12 protein-coding genes are annotated in these 18428 nt (G+C 64.0%); 7 read left to right on the top strand and 5 right to left on the bottom strand.

The features are described from left to right. Positions 1-299: 299 nt before the first annotated feature. Positions 300-1064, top strand: a complete 765-nt coding sequence (gene xth / locus CLU90_RS25940) for an exodeoxyribonuclease III (protein WP_092715240.1) — start codon at positions 300-302, stop codon at positions 1062-1064. Here xth and CLU90_RS25935 read toward each other — a convergent pair. Next, positions 1061-4720, bottom strand: a complete 3660-nt coding sequence (locus CLU90_RS25935; RefSeq protein WP_100429572.1) for a sensor domain-containing protein — start codon at positions 4718-4720, stop codon at positions 1061-1063. The two genes, xth and CLU90_RS25935, sit on opposite strands and share 4 nt — an antisense overlap. Positions 4721-4931: 211 nt before the next feature. Here CLU90_RS25935 and prpR point away from each other — a divergent pair, with 211 nt between their 5' ends. From prpR to CLU90_RS25910, 5 genes are all read left to right on the top strand, one after another. After that, the gene (prpR, locus tag CLU90_RS25930; protein ID WP_092715237.1) at positions 4932-6566 is read left to right on the top strand and encodes a propionate catabolism operon regulatory protein PrpR; all 1635 of its coding nucleotides are present in this window, start codon (positions 4932-4934) and stop codon (positions 6564-6566) included. A gap of 24 nt (positions 6567-6590) precedes the next feature. After that, positions 6591-7517 (top strand): phytanoyl-CoA dioxygenase family protein, encoded by a 927-nt coding sequence (locus CLU90_RS25925; protein ID WP_092715235.1) that lies wholly within the window; start codon positions 6591-6593, stop codon positions 7515-7517. 90 nt (positions 7518-7607) lie between these two features. After that, complete coding sequence (locus tag CLU90_RS25920; RefSeq protein ID WP_157808904.1) at positions 7608-8480, top strand: alpha/beta fold hydrolase; 873 nt, start codon at positions 7608-7610, stop codon at positions 8478-8480. Positions 8481-8483: 3 nt separating this feature from the next. Further along, positions 8484-9542, top strand: a complete 1059-nt coding sequence (locus tag CLU90_RS25915; RefSeq protein WP_232731337.1) for a sensor histidine kinase — start codon at positions 8484-8486, stop codon at positions 9540-9542. Then, a complete protein-coding gene (locus CLU90_RS25910; protein ID WP_092715231.1) occupies positions 9539-10258 on the top strand; it encodes a LytR/AlgR family response regulator transcription factor in 720 nt (239 codons plus the stop codon). Before CLU90_RS25915 ends, CLU90_RS25910 begins: the two co-directional genes overlap by 4 nt. A gap of 5 nt (positions 10259-10263) precedes the next feature. On the opposite strand, the gene CLU90_RS25905 is transcribed toward CLU90_RS25910, so the two are convergent. The 3 genes from CLU90_RS25905 to clpS form a co-directional block, all read right to left on the bottom strand. Continuing rightward, positions 10264-13608, bottom strand: a complete 3345-nt coding sequence (locus CLU90_RS25905) for a S41 family peptidase (protein WP_100429206.1) — start codon at positions 13606-13608, stop codon at positions 10264-10266. Between the two features lie 162 nt (positions 13609-13770). After that, positions 13771-16071, bottom strand: coding sequence for an ATP-dependent Clp protease ATP-binding subunit ClpA (gene clpA, locus CLU90_RS25900; protein WP_100429205.1), 2301 nt, complete (start codon positions 16069-16071; stop codon positions 13771-13773). Continuing rightward, positions 16068-16370: an ATP-dependent Clp protease adapter ClpS gene (clpS, locus tag CLU90_RS25895; RefSeq protein ID WP_034751577.1), complete on the bottom strand. Its 303-nt coding sequence runs from the start codon at positions 16368-16370 to the stop codon at positions 16068-16070. The genes clpA and clpS overlap by 4 nt, the downstream gene beginning before the upstream one ends. A 321-nt stretch (positions 16371-16691) precedes the next feature. Between clpS and cspE the strand changes: the two genes are divergently transcribed. Further along, entirely contained in the window at positions 16692-16895 is a 204-nt protein-coding gene (gene cspE, locus CLU90_RS25890; protein ID WP_010395943.1) for a transcription antiterminator/RNA stability regulator CspE, read from the top strand. A gap of 86 nt (positions 16896-16981) precedes the next feature. Here cspE and icd read toward each other — a convergent pair whose 3' ends face one another. After that, positions 16982-18235 (bottom strand): NADP-dependent isocitrate dehydrogenase, encoded by a 1254-nt coding sequence (gene icd, locus CLU90_RS25885; protein ID WP_046682579.1) that lies wholly within the window; start codon positions 18233-18235, stop codon positions 16982-16984. Positions 18236-18428 lie beyond the last annotated feature (193 nt).

Below are 18428 nucleotides of genomic sequence, written 5' to 3'. Positions count from 1 at the left end.
GCCATTTTAGTAGTTTTTATCTCGTTTTAGCGAGAAACTTTACACCTTTGTCGCGTTAAACGGCGAGACGCAGCCTGCGACGCCAGCCACTTATGCCAAATCAAACATAGGGGTTGATCAATGATACACAAAAACATAATATTCATGCGCCACGATTGGTTAAATACAAATAGTTCATGAACGCCTCGTTCCCTGCATGTCAATAAAGCCCCCGCCCGACAAGCGGGACAGGACGCCATCGACACGCATGCGGTAAGATTCGCGCCTATCGCCACCTATACAAGCAAGGATTTTTCCCCATGAAACTCGCCACCTGGAACGTCAACTCGCTCAAAGTGCGCCTGCCGCAAGTGCTGCAGTGGCTGACAGACAACCCGGTCGACATACTGTGCCTACAAGAAACCAAGCTCACGGATGACAAGTTCCCTGTCGCCGAGATCGAGGCGGCCGGCTACCAGGTGGTCTTCAGCGGCCAGAAAACCTACAACGGCGTGGCCATCCTGTCAAAGCTGCCGATCACCGACGTGGTCAGGAATAATCCCCGCTATGAAGATGCGCAGCAGCGCATCCTGGCCGCCACCATCGGTGGCGTGCGCGTCGTCTGCGCCTATGTGCCGAACGGCCAGAGCGTCGATTCGGACAAATATGAATACAAGCTGGGCTGGCTGTCCGCCCTGCACGACTGGCTGGCCGAAGAAGCGCTGCTGCACCCGCAACTGGCCGTCGTCGGCGACTACAATATCGCCCCCGACGACCGCGACGTGCACGACCCCGTCGCCTGGGCCGGCCAGGTGCTGGTCTCGGACAAGGAACGGGCCGCCCTGCAACGTCTGTTCGACATCGGCCTGACGGACGCCTTCCGCCTGTTCGAGCAGGCGGAAAAATCGTTCAGCTGGTGGGATTACCGCCAGTTGGGCTTCCGCCTGAACAAGGGCCTGCGCATCGACCATATCCTGCTCTCGCCGGCCCTCGCCGGCCGCTGCAAGGCCTGCGTGATCGACCGCGTGCCGCGCAAGTGGGAACAGCCGTCCGACCACGCGCCGGTCGTCGCCACGATCGATTAAACGACGCGCCTCTCCAATAGCACCTGCGCATTCGCTGCTGGAACCGGCGCGGAAAACAGGTAGCCCTGCGCATAGCGGCAGCCGTTCGCCTGCAGCAGGGCGAACTGCTCTTCCGTTTCCACGCCTTCGGCCACGGCCGACAATTGCAGGCTGTCGGCCAGCGCGATGATGGCCGCCACGATGGCGCGGTCTTCTCCGCTGTGCTCGAGGTCCTTGATGAAGGCGCGGTCGATCTTGACCTTCTTCACGGGGAAGCGCTTCAGGTAGGCCAGGCTGGAATAGCCGGTGCCAAAATCGTCGATCGACAGGCGCAGGCCCATGCCATTGATCTGCCGCAAAATCTCCAGCGTATGCTCGCCGTGCTGCATCAGCGCCGTCTCGGTGATCTCGAATTCCAGCAGCGACGGGTCGATCCCCGTTTCCCGTACCACGGCGCCGATGGCCGCCACCAGGCCCTTGTGCATGAACTGGCGTGGCGACAGGTTCACCGCCAGGGGCACGGGCTGCAAGCCCATGCGCTGCCAGGCCATGCTTTGCTCGCAGGCCTGGCGCATCACCCATTCGCCCACGGGCACGATCAAGCCGTTTTCCTCCATGATGGGAATGAAGCGGTCCGGCAGCACCAGGCCGTGACCGGGACGGCGCCAGCGCAGCAGCACTTCCATGCCGTGCAGGCGGCGCGTGGCGATATCGATGACGGGCTGGTAAACCAGTTCGAACTGCTGCAGCGCCAGCGCCGTGCGCAAGCTGCTTTCCAGATCAAAATGCAGGGCCGCCGCCTGGTTCATCGTCTGCGTGAAGAACTGGTAGTTGTTGCGGCCATTGCCCTTGGCGTGGTACATGGCCGCATCCGCATGGCGCATCAGGGCGTCGACGTCGTCGCCATCGTCCGGATACAGGCAGATGCCGATCGACGGCGTCACGTGCAGCACGTGGCCGTCGAGCGGGAAGGCGGGCGTGAGCGCCTCGATGATCTTCTCGGCCACGCGCGCCGCTTCCTCGCCGCCGCGGATGCCCGGCACCAGCACGACGAATTCATCGCCGCCCAGGCGCGCCACCGTGTCGCTGGCGCGCACGGCGCCGCACAGCCGGGCAGCCACTTCCTTGAGCAGCAAATCGCCCGTCATGTGGCCCAGCGAATCGTTGATCGTCTTGAAGCGATCGAGGTCGATGAACATCACGGCCAGCTTGCGCTCCGAGCGCTGCGAGGCCAGCATGGCCCGTTCCAGCCGGTCCGACAGCAGCGCGCGGTTCGGCAAGCCCGTCAGGTTGTCGTGGTAAGCCATGTGGTGCACGCGCGCCTCGGCCTGGCGCCGCTCGGCGATCTCGCCCTGCAGCAGCAGGTTGGCGCCGGCCAGTTCGGCCGTGCGCTCCTGCACGCGCAGTTCCAGTTCGTCGCGCGCGCGGCGCACCGCCTCTGCCGCCTCGCGGCGCGCCGTCACGTCGTCGACCAGCCACACGGAACGGCCATGCGCATGCGCCAGGTCAAACGGCCGGCCGGACAGGCGCGCCCAGAAGCGGCTGCCATCCTTGCGCACCAGCTGGTATTCCGACATGTGCACCCTGCCCGCCTCGAAATCACGCGCCGTCTCGCCGCGCGCCACCTTCCACGCGGCCACGTCCGGATACAGCGCCTGCACCGACAGGCCGTTGATCTCGCCGGGTCCATAGCCGAACAGCTCTTCCATCTTGCTGTTGGCGCGCAAATTGTGGCCGCCCTCTATCACCGAGATGCCCAGCACGGCGCTGTCGAGGATGGCCTGGTTTTCCAGCAGCGCGTTGCGCAGGGACTCTTCGGCGCGCTTGGCTTCCGTGCGGTCCTCGATGATCCAGATGGTGCCGGCGGCCGGGTCGTCCGGGTTGACGACATAGGCGATCAGCTGCGCCCACAAGGTGCTGCCGTCGCGGCGCATCATCTCCACTTCCGTCTGGAAGGGCTTGCCGACGGACAGGAAGGGAAACGCGGCCGCGCCCAGCAAATCGTAGGACTGCTGCGACACGTACAACGCGCGCCCGGGCAGGCCCAGCGCCTCGTCGCCGCTGTAGCCGAACATGGCGGCAAAGCCCAGGTTGTAGCGCGTGATCTGGCGGTTCTTCGTGTACAGGATGCTGACCGAGGCATTCGTCATGATGGCCGCCACTTCCATCTGCGCCTGGCGGCTGGCCGTGATGTCTTCAAGTATCCAGATGGCGCCCTGCTCGCTGTGCGCCTGGTCGACGGCCTTGGCGCGGATGCGGCACCAGAACAGGCTGCCGTCGCGGCGGCGGAACAGCGATTCGTCCAGCTCGTAGGGCAAGCCCTGTCCCAGCAGCGGCGTGGCTTGCACGCCGAATTCCTCGTAGGCGGCGGGCGAGGGAAACAGTGCGGCGGCGGGCAAGCCCGTCATCTCTTCCTGCGCGTAGCCGAACATTTCGGCGAAGCGGGGATTGCAGCGCAGGATCAGGCGCGAACGGGAAAACAGGATGCCGACGGAAGCATTGTCGAGAATGGCCTGCTGCTCGAGCATCAACTGGCGCGTGGCCTCCTCGGCCGCCTTTTGCGCGCTGCGGTCGTCGAACAGCCAGATCGTGTCGCGCAGCGCGCGGTCGGACTGGTTTTCCGGGTTCAGCACATAGCCGTAGGCCAGCGCCCAGAACGTGGAGCCGTCGCGGCGGCGCATTTCCATCTCGCCTTGGAACGGCAAGCCGCGCCGCAGCAGGGGCGAAGCCTGCCGCACGACGTTCTCGTAGGCCGCGCGCGACGGATACAGGTCGGCGACGGCCATGCCGACGCCGCTGTCGCCATCGAAGCCGAAGCATTCGGCGAAGCGCCGGTTGTAGCGCAGCACGCCCTTGTCGCGCTGGAAGCCGATGGCCAGCGGCGCGTTGTCCATGACTGCCTGCATTTCCAGCATGGCGCGGCGCAGCTGGTCTTCATCGCGCCGGTGGTCGCTGATATCCTCGATGATCCAGACCGTGCCGTCATGCGTATTGAGGGGATCGACGGCGCGCCCGTGCAAACGGCTCCAGAACAAGCTGCCGTCCTGGCGCCGCAATTCCAGCTCCGTGCGGTATGGCTTGCCTTTGGAGAGCAGCGGCGCCGCTTCCAGTCCCAGGGCGCGGCAATGCTCGGCGGAGCGGTACAGCACCGCGCCCGGCATGCCGGTCAACTGGTGGCGCGCGTAGCCGAGCATCTCGGCGGCGCGGATATTGCACTCCTCGATGAAACCGCCCTTGGAAAAGACGATGCCGACGGCTGCGCTTTCCAGGATGGCTTGCTGTTCCAGCAAGGTCTTGCGCAAGGCTTGCTGGTCGCGCTGCTGCACGCGGATGTCGGCAAACACGAGGGTCGCGCCCGGCAAGCCATCGTCCACCAGCAGCGGCCTGGACCATACCTGCACGGCGATGGCGCCCCCCGATCCTTGCAGGCTGCTGTCCCACTGCCGCTCGCGCCCGGCCGCACCAAGCGCGCCGCGCAGCATGCTGGTGCTCGAGGCGCGGTAGGCGTCCGTAAAACAGTCGGCCAGCAAGCGCCCTGAAATGTCCGTACCCAGCAAGGCCTGCAAGGCGCCATTCGCCGCCACCACCATGCCGCAGGCATCGCAGGCGCAGGCCGGCAAGGCGATCAGCTGCAAGGCATCGGCGATGAAATCGGGGCTGGTCGGTACGCGCTGCATGGACACCATGGGACGGTTAAGGATGAGATAAACATGTGCCTGGGCAAAAATTCTCTCAAGCATCATGGTGTTGCTAGATCATAAACCAGTTTCCGGCGGTTTTTTCATATTCCTTATTGGCAATATCTGAAACGCCACAGACCACTTGCAACACGCCCGTTGCAGCGCCGTTGCATGGCAAGAAAATGAAACAAATCGTTTAGAATAAAGCATGCGCCGCCCTCCCCAACCTCCGCTCGACCACCGCGACAAACCCGTCATCTGGACCGTCTCCGTCTCGCGCCTGTTCGACCTGTTCCGCGACATCACGCTCGAATACGACGACCTGGCGACGATCGAACCGATCAACCTGGGTTTCGACGACGCCGTGCGCCACATCCGCGAACGCATGGCCACCGAGCGCTGCGACGCCGTCATCGCGGCCGGTTCGAACGGCGCCTACCTCAAGGGCCGGCTGTCGGTGCCCGTCATCATCGCCAAGGCCAGCGGCTACGACGTGATGCAGGCGCTGGCGCGCGCGCGGCGCATCTCGCCGCACATCGGCGTCGTCACCTATCAGGACCCGATGCCGGAACTGGCCGAATTCGCCGCCACCTTCGGCTTCCAGATCGCGCAACGCACCTACGCCACCGAGGAAGACGCGCGCGCGCAGATCAATGAACTGAAGGCGGCCGGCGTGAAAGCCGTCGTCGGCGCGGGCCTCGTCACCGACCTGGCCGAAGAGGCGGGACTGGCCGCCGTCTTCGTGTATTCGGCCACGGCCATCCGGCGCGCCTTCGACGACGCGCTGGAACTGGCGCGCCTGACGCAGATCGAATCGACCCGGGGACGCCGCGCGGTGGTCGCCGACACCCTGCGCGCGCGCCACGGCCTGCACGATCTGCGTGGCGAATCGGAAGCGATGGAAGCGCTGCGCCAGTCCGTGGTGCTGTTCGCCCGTTCGCCGGCCACGGTGCTGATCCAGGGCGAGACGGGCAGCGGCAAGGAACTGGTGGCGCAGGCCATCCACCGCGAAAGCCCGCGCAGCCTGGGCGCGAACCGGCCCTTCATCGCCATCAATTGCGGCGCCATCGCCGAATCCCTGCTCGAATCGGAACTGTTCGGCCACGAGGACGGGGCCTTCACGGGCGCGCGCCGGGGCGGCCACGCGGGCCTGTTCGAGGCGGCCAACCACGGCACCCTCTTCCTCGACGAAATCGGCGAAATGCCGCTGGCCCTGCAAACGCGCCTGCTGCGCGTGCTGGAAGAGCGCGAAGTGGTGCGCGTGGGCGGCACGCGGCCCATCGCCATCAATGTGCGCATCATCAGCGCCACGCACTGTGACCTGGAACAGCGCATCCGCGAAGGACGCTTCCGCGCCGACCTGTTCTACCGCCTGGCCGTGCTGCGCCTGCATTTGCCCGCCTTGCGCGAACGCGCCAGCGACATTGCCGGCCTCGCCGAATGGTCGCTGAAAAACGCGCTGGCCGCGCTGGGCGCTCGTCCGCATCCCAATCTGCACGCGGAAGTCCAGGCCTGCGCGCCGCTGCTGCGCCGTTACGACTGGCCCGGGAACGTGCGCGAACTGCGCAACCTGGCCGAGCGCCTGGCCCTGTTCCTGGCCGCCGAACCGCTGCAGGCGCTCACCCCCGCCTTCGTGCTGGGCGTGGCGCCGGAGCTGGCCAACGCTGCAAGCGCGGCGCTGCCGCCGGCACCAGCCGCCGCTGCCGCTGCCACTACCGCGCCGCGCCTGGAAGACGAAAGCGCCAGCGCCGTGCTGGCCCGCTTCGGCGGGCGCCGCGACGCCGCCGCCCAGTATCTCGGCATCAGCCGCACCACGCTGTGGCGCCGCCTGCGCACCGGCTGATTTTTCAACCATTCCCAGCACACCATGGACGACTGGCCCCACTTGCACGAGTTATGGCAGCGCTGCACGGGACACGCTAACGCCAGCGGCACCAGCGGACTGGCGCGCGACCACAGGGACATCAAGGCGCTGTATGCGCGCGGCATTTCCATGGAAGACGCCATGCAGTTCCTGTTCCAGCAGCGCCCTACCCTGGAAGCCTTCCAGGCGTGGCTGGCTGGCCGCACGCGCGTGCGGCCCGCACACGTCGCGAGTCCCCACCAGGACGTGCTGTCCGCCGCCGACCTGCGATATTTCGAGGAGCATGGCTACCTCGTGCTGCGCAGCGCCGTGCCGCGCGCGCAGTGCGCCGCTGCCCGGGCGGCCATCTGGGACTACCTGGGCGCCAGTCCCGACGAGCCGGCATCGTGGTACCAGCCACACCCGGGCAAGCGGGGCCTGATGCTGCAGTTTTCCGACCATCCTGCCCTCGAGGAAAACCGCCACTGCGCGCACATCCGCCACGCCTGCCAGCAACTGTATGGTATCGATACCGGCATCTACGCCAGCATCGACAAGGTCAGCTTCAATCCGCCGGAAACACCGCAGCACCGCTTCCTGGGCAGCGCCCTGCACTGGGACGTCAGCCTGCAACAGCCTGTACCATTCAAGCTGCAAGGCATGCTGTACCTGAGCGACTGTCCCGCGCAATACGGCGCCTTTCACTGCGTGCCCGGCTTCCAGCATCGCATGGCCGACTGGCTGCGGCAAGTGCCGCCGGGCCGCCAGCCGCGCGAGTGGGCCGTCGACAACTTGCGGCCCGTGCCTGTCGCCGGCATGGCCGGCGATTTCCTCCTCTGGCACCAGGCCCTGCCCCATTGCGCCACGCCCAACCGCGGCCCGGTGCCGCGGTTGGTGCAGTACCTGACCTACCTTCCCGACCATTGCCAGGATCAGGATGTGTGGATATGAACCGCTCATCCCGCCCTGCCGCCGCTCATCCCGCGGCGCTGGCGGCCGCACGCCGGCGCCGCTAGCATGGTCGTCAAGGAGGAGTACCCAATGAAACGAACACTGCAAACTTGTATCCTGCTCGCCGGCGTGCTGCTGGCGGGCGCCGGCCAGGCCGCCGCGCCCACAGCCTTCACGGCCGAGGTCACGGGCCAGGGCCGCCCGCTGATCCTGATTCCCGGCCTGGCGTCATCGGGCGAAGTCTGGCAAGGCACGGTGGCGCGCCTGTGCGGCCCGCAAGCCACGCGCCAATGCCACGTGCTGACCCTGGCCGGCTTTGCCGGCGTGCCGGCCATCGCAGGCGACCTGCTGGCGCAGGCGGAACAGCAACTGGCCGACTACATCGTGGCGAAAAAACTGGCCCAGCCGGCCATCATCGGGCATAGCCTGGGCGGCTTCGTGGCCCTGAAAATGGCCATCGACCATCCGCGGCAGACGGGCAAGCTGGTGATCGTCGACTCGCTGCCGGCGCTGGGCGCGGCGCAGCTGCCATCGAGCACGCCGGAACAGCTGCAAGCCATGGCGACGCAGATGCAAGCGGCCATGCGGGCCCAGGATGCGGCCGGCGCCAGCGCCAGCCAGCGCCGCACGGTAAGCGGCATGGCCAGCGCGCCGGCCGATGTGGAACGCATCATCGGCTGGGGCCAGCGCTCGGACCGCGAAACGGTCATCAACGCCATGGGCACCCTGATTGCCAGCGACCTGCGCCAGGATGTGGCGAAAATCAAATCGCCGACCCTGGTGCTGGGCACCTGGATCGCCTACAAGGATTACGCGCCGCGCGCCGCCATCGAAGCGACCTTCCAGCAGCAGTATGCACAACTGCCCGGCGTGCGGATCGCGCTGGCCGACACGGCGCGCCACTTCATCATGTACGACCAGCCGGACTGGATGGTTGCACGCATTGAACAGTTCCTGGACTAAGCGGTGAACCTGCCCGTGCACCGGCCGCCGCTGCTGGCCAGGATCAACTGGTACTGGACCTTCCAGCTGGCCGGCTGGGGCGCCCTCGCCCTGTTCAACAGCGTGTATGGCGGCTCCTCGCAGCTGCGCATCGTCGTGACGATTGCCTGCTGGGGCTCGCTGGGCGGGCTGCTGCTGTCGCACCTGTGGCATGGCGTCCTGCTCCGGCGCGGCTGGGCGGCAAACGGCTTGCGCTGGAAACGCATCGTGCCGTCGCTGATGGTGCTGGCCGCCATCCAGACGGCCAGCGTGACGGTAGCCTTCCACGTCATGTACCCGCCCGGCACCATCCGGGGCATCGCCTGGCTGCCCGGCGCGCTGCTGTTCTGGTTCGGGGTATTTTTGACCTGGACGGTGTTTTACTTCACCACGCTGTCGCTGCGCCGCGCCGCCCACCTGGAAGCGGAAACCCTGCGCCTGCAACTGCGTGGGCGGGAAGCGGAACTGCGCGCCTTGCAGGCGCAGGTCAATCCGCATTTCTTCTTCAACAGCCTCAATAGCGTGCGTGCGCTGATCTTCGAAGACCGCGACGCGGCCGCGCACATGATCGACCAGCTGGCCAAGCTGATGCGCCACGCGCTGCAATCGGGCCAGCACCCCACCGTGCCGCTGGCGGCCGAACTGGACGCCGTGCGCGCCTACCTGGCCATCGAACAGATACGCTTCGAGGAACGCCTGCGCGTCAGCTTCGCGGTCGAGATCAGCGCGCCCGACCTGGAACACGTGCGCGTGCCGCCCATGGCCGTGCAAACGCTGGTGGAAAACGCCGTCAAATACGGCGTCGAAGCGAGCGCCGACGGCGGCGATATCCGCATTGCCGCGCAGCGCAGCACCGGCGTGGACATGCTGCGGATCGAGGTGGCCAACACGGGCCAGCTGCGCGGCGCGTCCGGCTCCACCGGCATCGGCTTGCGCAATGCGCGCCAGCGCTTGCAGCTGGCCTGCGGCGAGCGCGCCAGCCTGGCCTTGCGCCAAGAGGCGGGCTGGGTCTACGCCACCATCGACCTGCCGGAGCGGCCATGAACGGATCGCCGCTCAAGGTCATGCTGGTCGATGACGAGCGCCTGGCGCGCGCCGAGCTGCGTCGGCTGCTGGCACCGCATGTGCAGTGCGGCGCCGTGGAGATCGTCGGCGAGGCGGCCAGCGCAGCCGATGCCGTCGCGCAGATCGGCAAGCTGCGCCCCGACCTGCTGCTGCTCGACGTGCAGATGCCGGGCGGCTCCGGCTTCGACCTGCTGGCCGCGCTCGATGATGCGCCCGACGTCATCTTTTGCACGGCCTTCGACCAGTACGCGCTACAGGCGTTCGAGGTGAGCGCCCTCGACTACCTGCAAAAACCCGTGCAGGCGGCGCGCCTGGCCACGGCGCTGGCGCGCGCCGGCGCGCGGGCCCAAGCCGTGCCGCCGCCTGCGCCGCGCAAGGTCTTCATCAAGGATGGGGAACGCTGCTGGTTCGTCGCGTTTGGCGATATCCGCCTGCTGGAATCGGAAGGCAATTACACGCGCGTGCATTTCGGCGCGCAGCGGCCGCTGATGCTGCGCACCCTGAACCAGCTGGAAGAAAAGCTCGATCCCGCCCTGTTCCTGCGCGCCAACCGGCGCCAGATCGTCAACCTGGCGCAGGTGGCGCAGCTGGCGCCGAACGCCGCCGATGGCCTGGTCCTGCACCTGCTGGACGGCAGCGTGGTCGAGGTGTCGCGCCGCCGCGCGCAGCAGTTCAAGGCCGCCTGCGGCCTGTAGCGGGACTACCTGAGCGCGGGGATCGGCTGCGCCTGGAAGGCGGGGCGCGGCTGCTCCTTGAGCTTTTTCGCCAGCATGTCGAGCGCCACTTCCAGCTGGCGGTCGGCGCCATTGAAGGTAGCGTGCGGCGGGTTTTCCACCTCCACATCCGGCACCACGCCCACGCCTTCGATCAGCCACTGGCCGTCGATGCCGAACTGGCCGTTTTCCGCCACGCGCGCCATGCCGTTGTCGGCCAGGCGCGTATTGTCGCTGAGCCAGACGCCGGCGCCGGCCGTGCGCTTGCCCACCAGCGGCGCCAGTTTCAATGCCTTGATGCCGGCGGCGAAAGTCTCGCCATCCGAATACGTGAGTTCATCGACCAACACCACCAAATGGCCGCGGAAGGTGTTCTGCATGTTCGACGACGGCTGCACGCCTGGCGGCGCCCAGTAAGCCCAGGCCTTGCGCAGCAGTTTTTCGATGATCCAGCTGTCGATATTGCCGCCGTTATTGCGCCGCACGTCGATGATCAAGCCTTCGCGGTTGATGTTGGCGTAAAAATCGCGGGCGAACGAGGCGATGTCATTGGCGCCCATGGCGCGCAGGTGCAGGTAGCCGATGCGTCCCTGCGAGGCGGCAGCCACCTGCTCGGCGCGGCTCAATTCCCAGTCGCCATAGCGCAGCACCGTCTGTTTCGCCATGTTGACGGGCGTGACGATGACGGCGCGCGGCGCGCCCTTGCCACGTTTGACCTGCAGCAGCACCTGCTTGTCGGCCTGATTCAACAGCAAATCGCTGATATCGCGCGCGGCCAGCACGTCCTTGCCGTTGACGGCCGTGATCACGTCGCCCGCCTTCACGTCCACGTCGGGGCGCGACAGCGGCGCGCGCGCCGACGGCAATTCCGCTTCGCTGCGGTAGACATGCTCGACCAAGTAGCCATCGCTGGTGCGCGCCAGCACGGCGCCCAAGCCCGCCGGCGTACCTTCCTGCTCCGTGCGGCGCAATTCGCCGGGGCGTATCTGCGAATGCAGGGCGCCCACTTCGGCCACCATCATGCCCAGCACGTCATTGAGTTCGGCCCGGTCCGTGACCCGCTCGACCAGCGGCGCATATTTGTCGCGCGCCGCCTTCCAGTTCACGCCGCGCATCTTCGCGTCGTACAGGAAGTCGCGGTGCAGGCGCCAGGCGTCGTTGAACATCTGTTTCCATTCCAGGCGCGGATTCGACACGAACGTCCAGTCGTCGACCTTGACCTTGGCTTTCGACAGGTCGGCCGGCAGCTTGGCGCCCGCCTCGATCACCAGCATCTCGCCCGGGCCGGTGGCCGTGGCCGTGCGGTAGTACAAATGTTTTTTATCCTGCGCCAGGTCGAATTCGCGCACATTGGTCACCAGCAGTTCCGGCTTCGAGCCCGCATTGCCTATGGCAAGCGTCTTCAGGCTGGACTTGTTCTCGCCGCTGTCGCGTTCGAGGAAATACAGGCGCTTGTCGTCCACAGCCAGCGCACTGTAGTTGCCCGCAGCCAGCGGCACTTCATACAAACGCTCGGCCAGGCTCTGGCTGACGATGGCAGGCAAGGCGGCCGGCGCCTTTTTCACGGCCGACTTGCCACCGGCCTTTTCCAGCGCTTTTTCCGCCGCCTGTTCGGCCGCCTTTTCATCGTCCGTCTCGGCCGGTTTCACTCCCGGACGGCTCAGCTCATCGTCGGCCTGGAACGGGAAACGGTTGCCCGGCTGCAGCGCCAGCGCATACACGCCGATGCGCTTGTCGAACACGGGACCCATGTTGCGGTCGCCCCATGGCGAGCCATTGGCCAGCTGAAAATTGCGCGCCGACAAAAAGTACAACCACTTGCCGTCGGGCGAAAACACGGGCGAACCGGAGGTATAACGGTCGCTGGTGACGAATTGCAGCTGTTTCGATGCAAGGTTGTACAGGCCGATCTGCTCGCGCTGCTCGTTGCTGGCCACGCGCACGATGGCCAGGTTGCGGCTGTCGGGCGACCATTGCACTTCGTCGTGCTTGTCCACGCCCGCCTTGCCCGCATCGTCGATCAGCTGGTTGCCCCTGGTCGCCAGGTCCAGCAGCCAGAAGCGGCCCTTCTTGTCCGTGTGCGCCAGCCAGCGCCCATCCGGCGACGGGTACAGCTTCCAGCGGTGGTTGTCGCCCTGCGTCGTCAGCTGCTCGCCCTTGCCCGAGCCATCGGCGGCATACTTCCAGATTTCGTTTTCTCCGCTCGTGTCGACGATGGCGAAGACGGATTTCTCGTCGCTGGAAAAGACGGCGTCGCGCGCCCTTGCCCCATCGGGAATGGCGATATCGACCCGGCGCAGGCTGCCCGTACCGGCGATGCTGACCTTGCCGCGTGCCGTCAGGATGATGCGCTCATCCTTGCCGGACAGCTGCACGTTGGAGAGGGTGTCCAATGGCGAGCGGATCTGGCGCGCGCGCTGCTGGTCGAAGTCGGACACGAGGCTGATCGCTAGTGGTGGCGAGTCCGTGCCTGCCGCCAGGTCCAGCACCTGCAGGTCCGCGCCCAATTGATACACGATCTTGCCATCGCCCAGCTGGGCATTGCGCACGTCCCACTGCGTGTGGGTCGTCAAGGCGCGGCGGTCGGAGCCGTCGGGCAGCATGCTCCACAGATTGTCGCTGCCGCCCGCGTCGCTGATGTAATAGACGCGGCCCTGCCACCACATGGGGCGCTTGTTGTTGCCCGCCAACACGGCAGGCTCCGCATGCATGCGCACGGCCTCGCCCTTGCCATCGAGGTCAAAGCGCCACAGGGTGGCATGCGCGCCGCCCCGGTAGTTGCGCACATTGTCGTTGGTCATGGCCAGGCCGAAACGCGTGAAGAACAGCGTCTTGCCCGCGTCGTCGAGCACGGCGTCGTTGGCGTCGGCCACGGGAAACACGCGCCGCGTCTGTTTCACGGGATCGATGGCGGCGACGATGCGGCGCGATGCCGGCCCATCCGTATTTTGCGTGCTGACCAGCACTTCGCCCTGCGCCGTCCAGCCCAGCACCAGCACGCCGCCATTGTCATATGAAATGCGGCGCGGCAAGCCGCCCGCCAGCGGCATCACGTACGCTTCCTGCGCCCCTTCATAGGCGGCGGAAAACGCCAGCCACTGGCCGTCGCGCGAAATTGCCGCGTTCGTTTCATAGCCGGGATGCGTGGTCAGGCGCTGCGCCGCGCCACCGTGGATATTGCTTTTCCACAAATCACCTTCAGCCGTGAAAACGACGGTATCGCCGCGTACGGCGGGGAAACGGAAATAGCTGCCGGCAGGAGCGGCGGCAGCCGCGTCAGCCAGCAGGCCGGCGGACAACAGGAGCAAGGCTAGATTGCGGGAAATTTTCATGTGGGCATCCAGATAGCGGTCAAGGCGGCATGGACATCATGTCGATACCGGATAGCAATTCTGGCATAAGCGCGACCAAAGAAAACCTTCTTTATTGCCCACAAAAACGTAAAAAAACCCGCGCCACTTGCGTGGGCGGGTTTTTCATTGACTGCAGGAAGTTTATTCCACTTCCACCGTTTCCGGCGCAGCCGTCGGTGCCGCATCTGGCGGTTCCGGGAATTCCAGCAAGACCTGGTCCTTGTCGTCGAGGTCGACCGTGACGCGTCCGCCGGTGACCAGGCGGCCGAATAGCAGTTCGTCGGCCAGGGCCTTGCGGATCATGTCCTGGATCAAGCGCGCCATCGGCCGCGCGCCCATCAGCGGATCGAAGCCTTTCTTGCCAAGGAAGGCACGCAGCTTCTCGGTAAACACGGCTTCGACCTTTTTCTCGTGCAACTGCTCTTCCAGCTGCATGAGGAACTTGTCGACCACGCGCAGGATGATTTCCTGGTCCAGCGCACGGAAGCTGATGGTCGCGTCGATACGGTTGCGGAACTCCGGCGTGAACATGCGCTTGATGTCGGCCATCTCGTCGCCAGCCTGCTTCGAATTGGTGAAGCCGATCGACGTCTTTTGCAAGCTTTCCGCGCCCGCATTGGTCGTCATGATGATGATCACGTTGCGGAAATCGGCTTTGCGGCCATTGTTGTCCGTCAAGGTGCCATGGTCCATCACTTGCAGCAGGATATTGAAAATGTCCGGATGGGCTTTTTCAATTTCATCGAGCAGCAAGACCGCATGCGGCTTCTTGGTGATCGCTTCCGTCAGCAGACCGCCCTGGTCGAAACCGACGTAGCCCGGCGGCGCGCCGATCAAACGGCTGACGGCGTGGCGTTCCATGTATTCCGACATGTCGAAACGGATCAGCTCGATACCGAGGATGAAGGCCAGTTGCTTGGCCACCTCGGTCTTGCCGACGCCGGTCGGACCGGAGAACAGGAAGGAGCCGATCGGCTTGTCCGTCTTGCCCAGGCCGGCACGCGCCATCTTGATGGCCGAAGCCAGCGCGTCGATGGCGGGATCTTGCCCGAAGACGACATTGCGCAGGTCGCGGTCGATCGTCTGCAGCTTGCTGCGGTCGTCCTGGTTGACCGTTTGCGGCGGAATGCGCGCGATCTTGGCGATGATGTCCTCGATCTCGGCCTTGCCGATGGTTTTCTTTTGCTTCGACTTCGGCAAGATGCGCTGCGCCGCGCCCGCTTCATCGATCACGTCGATCGCCTTGTCGGGCAGATGGCGGTCGTTGATGAAGCGCGCCGCCAGTTCGGCCGCCGTCGACAGGGCCGAAGCCGAGTATTTCACGCCATGGTGCTCTTCGAAGCGCGATTTGAGGCCGCGCAAGATTTGCACGGTTTGCTCGACGGTCGGCTCGTTGACGTCCACTTTCTGGAAGCGGCGCGAGAGCGCATGGTCTTTCTCGAACACGCCGCGGAATTCCGTGTACGTGGTCGCGCCGATGCACTTCAGCTGGCCATTCGCCAGTGCCGGTTTCAGCAGGTTGGACGCGTCCAGCGTGCCGCCCGAGGCCGAACCCGCACCGATGATGGTGTGGATCTCGTCAATGAACAGGATGCCGTTCGGATTGTCCTTCAACTGTTTCAGCACGGCTTTCAAACGCTGTTCGAAGTCGCCGCGGTATTTGGTACCGGCCAGCAAGGCGCCCATGTCCAGCGAATACACGACGGCATTCTGCAGGATTTCCGGCACGTCGCTTTGCGTGATGCGGTAGGCCAGGCCTTCGGCGATGGCCGTCTTGCCCACGCCCGCTTCACCCACGAGCAGCGGATTGTTCTTGCGGCGACGGCAGAGGATCTGGATCACGCGGTCGACTTCGTCCTCGCGCCCGATCAGGGGGTCGATCCTGCCCTCGGCCGCGGCCTTGTTCAGGTTTTGCGTGAACTGGTCGAGCGGGCTTTCCTTCGGCTGGCCATCGACGGGCGCTTCTTCCACGCCTTCGGAGGCTTTCGCGCTTTCCGTCGACTGGTCCTTGCGCACGCCGTGCGAAATGAAATTGACCACGTCCAGGCGCGTCACGCCCTGCTGGTGCAGGTAGTAAACAGCATGCGAGTCCTTTTCGCCGAAGATGGCCACGAGCACATTGGCGCCCGTGACTTCCTTCTTGCCGTTCGAGGCGGATTGGACGTGCATGATGGCGCGCTGGATCACGCGCTGGAAACCAAGCGTCGGCTGGGTGTCGACTTCGCCCGTGCCAGGCACGGTCGGCGTGTTATCGCCGATGAAATTGGTGAGGGTCTTGCGCAGGTCTTCAATATTGACCGCGCAGGCACGCAATACCTCGGCAGCGGAGGGATTGTCCAGCAGTGCCAGCAGTAAATGCTCAACCGTGATGAATTCGTGCCGTGCCTGCCGAGCTTCGACAAACGCCATGTGCAAACTTACTTCTAATTCCTGCGCAATCATACTTCCTCCATCACGCACTGCAGGGGATGCCCCGCCTTGCGCGCATGCGTTAAAACGAACTCCACTTTGGTACACGCTATATCTTTAGAGAACACGCCGCACACTCCTTTGCCGTAGCGATGAACACTGAGCATGATTTGCGTCGCCGTTTCACGGTCCTTGTTGAAATACTCCTGAATGATGGCCACCACGAATTCCATCGGGGTGTAGTCGTCATTGAGCAAGGCCACCTGGTAGAGCGGTGGCGGCTTCAGCACTTGCCGCTCCAGCAGGGTTTCTGTGTCGTGCTTGGTTGCCATACGCTTATTCTAATGCTTTCACAGTGGTTGTCATGCGCAATATCTACGCCTTTCCAATTGTTTTCAATCTTACGCGTTTTCTTAATAGTGCGCAGATGGCGACCTTGCCGTCAAAATCAAGAGTTGCTTTTTTGGTTGTCGTGAAGAATTTGGCAATATCGATGGAAAAGCGCTTGACTTCATTATTTATTCCGCCAACAATGCTGTATCGACTGTTGCAGTAATGTACAGCTTGATAAGAAGTGAGACGTCGAGGAGGGGGCAAGAAGCTTCTTGCTTTTATGGCTCGTGTGATTTGTTTTAATTTTGAAAGTTCTTTTTATGGCAACAGGTACAGTTAAGTGGTTCAATGATTCCAAAGGTTTTGGCTTCATCACTCCAGATGATGGCGGCGAAGATTTGTTTGCTCATTTCTCCGCAATCAACATGAACGGTTTCAAGACCCTCAAAGAAGGTCAAAAAGTTCAATTCGAAGTCACGCAAGGCCCTAAAGGCAAGCAAGCTTCCAACATCCAAGCAGCCTAAGCATCGCCGGCCCTCAGATGTGAAAAACCCCGTTTTCGAACGGGGTTTTTTTTCGTCCGCAGGGCGCGCAGCGCCCTGCCCCTCCATTACATGTGCTCGATCATCACCTCGCCGAAGCCCGAGCACGACACTTGCGTCGCGCCTTCCATCAGGCGGGCGAAATCGTAGGTGACGCGCTTCGAGGCGATCGACTTTTGCATCGAGGAAATGACCAGGTCGGCCGCTTCCAGCCAGCCCATGTGGCGCAGCATCATTTCCGCCGACAAGATCAAGGAACCGGGGTTCACGTAATCCTTGCCCGCATACTTGGGCGCCGTGCCGTGCGTCGCTTCAAACATGGCGACGGAGTCGGACAGGTTGGCGCCCGGCGCGATGCCGATGCCGCCCACTTGCGCGGCCAGCGCGTCGGAAATGTAATCGCCGTTCAGATTCAGGGTGGCGATGACGCTGTATTCGGCCGGACGCAGCAGGATTTGTTGCAGGAACGCGTCAGCAATGGAATCCTTGACGATGATGTCGCGGCCCGTCTTCGGATTCTTGAACTTGCACCATGGGCCGCCATCGATCAGCTCGGCGCCGAATTCCTTTTGCGCCAGCGCATACGCCCAGTCGCGGAAGCCGCCTTCCGTGTACTTCATGATGTTACCTTTGTGCACGATCGTCACGGATGGCTTGTCATTGTCGATCGCGTACTGGATGGCCTTGCGCACCAGACGCTCCGTGCCTTCGATGGACACGGGCTTGATGCCCAGGCCCGACGTGGCCGGGAAGCGGATCTTGGTCACGCCCATTTCATTGACGAGGAAATCCATCAATTTCTTGGCTTCAGGGGAACCTTGCTGGTATTCGATGCCGGCGTAGATATCTTCCGAGTTTTCGCGGAAAATCACCATGTCCGTCTTTTCCGGCTCTTTCACGGGCGACGGCACGCCCGTGAAGTAGCGCACGGGGCGCAGGCAGACGTACAGGTCCAGCTGCTGGCGCAGGGCCACGTTCAGCGAACGGATGCCGCCGCCGACGGGCGTCGTCAGCGGGCCCTTGATGGACACCACGTAATCTTTCAGCACTTCCAGTGTTTCTTCCGGCAGCCACACATCGGGGCCGTACACATTCGTCGATTTTTCGCCTGCGTAGATTTCCATCCAGCTGATCTTGCGCGCGCCGCCGTAGGCCTTGGCCACGGCCGCGTCGATCACCTTGATCATGACCGGGCTGATGTCGATGCCCGTGCCATCGCCTTCAATGAAGGGAACGATGGGATTATCTGGTACATTCAGCGAAAAATCGGCGTTGACGGTGATTTTTTGGCCGTCAGCAGGTACAGTGATATGTTGATACATCGTGATCTCCGAAGTGGGACACACCGCTGGCGGGCAACGCGGGCCGGCGACGCGCTCTGCGGTTGCAGAGTTTACAAAAACAAGTCCGAACAGGGCGGCAACAACGCACTTTAGCAGGGAAAGAACACCCGGGCCATCCGCATCGCCAAAGAAGCCCACCGCCACAGTCTTCTATAAGACATAAGACTAACGT

Source organism: Janthinobacterium sp. 67 (assembly GCF_002797895.1).
GTDB lineage: Bacteria > Pseudomonadota > Gammaproteobacteria > Burkholderiales > Burkholderiaceae_D > Janthinobacterium.
This window is presented reverse-complemented; position numbering and strand designations above follow the sequence as displayed.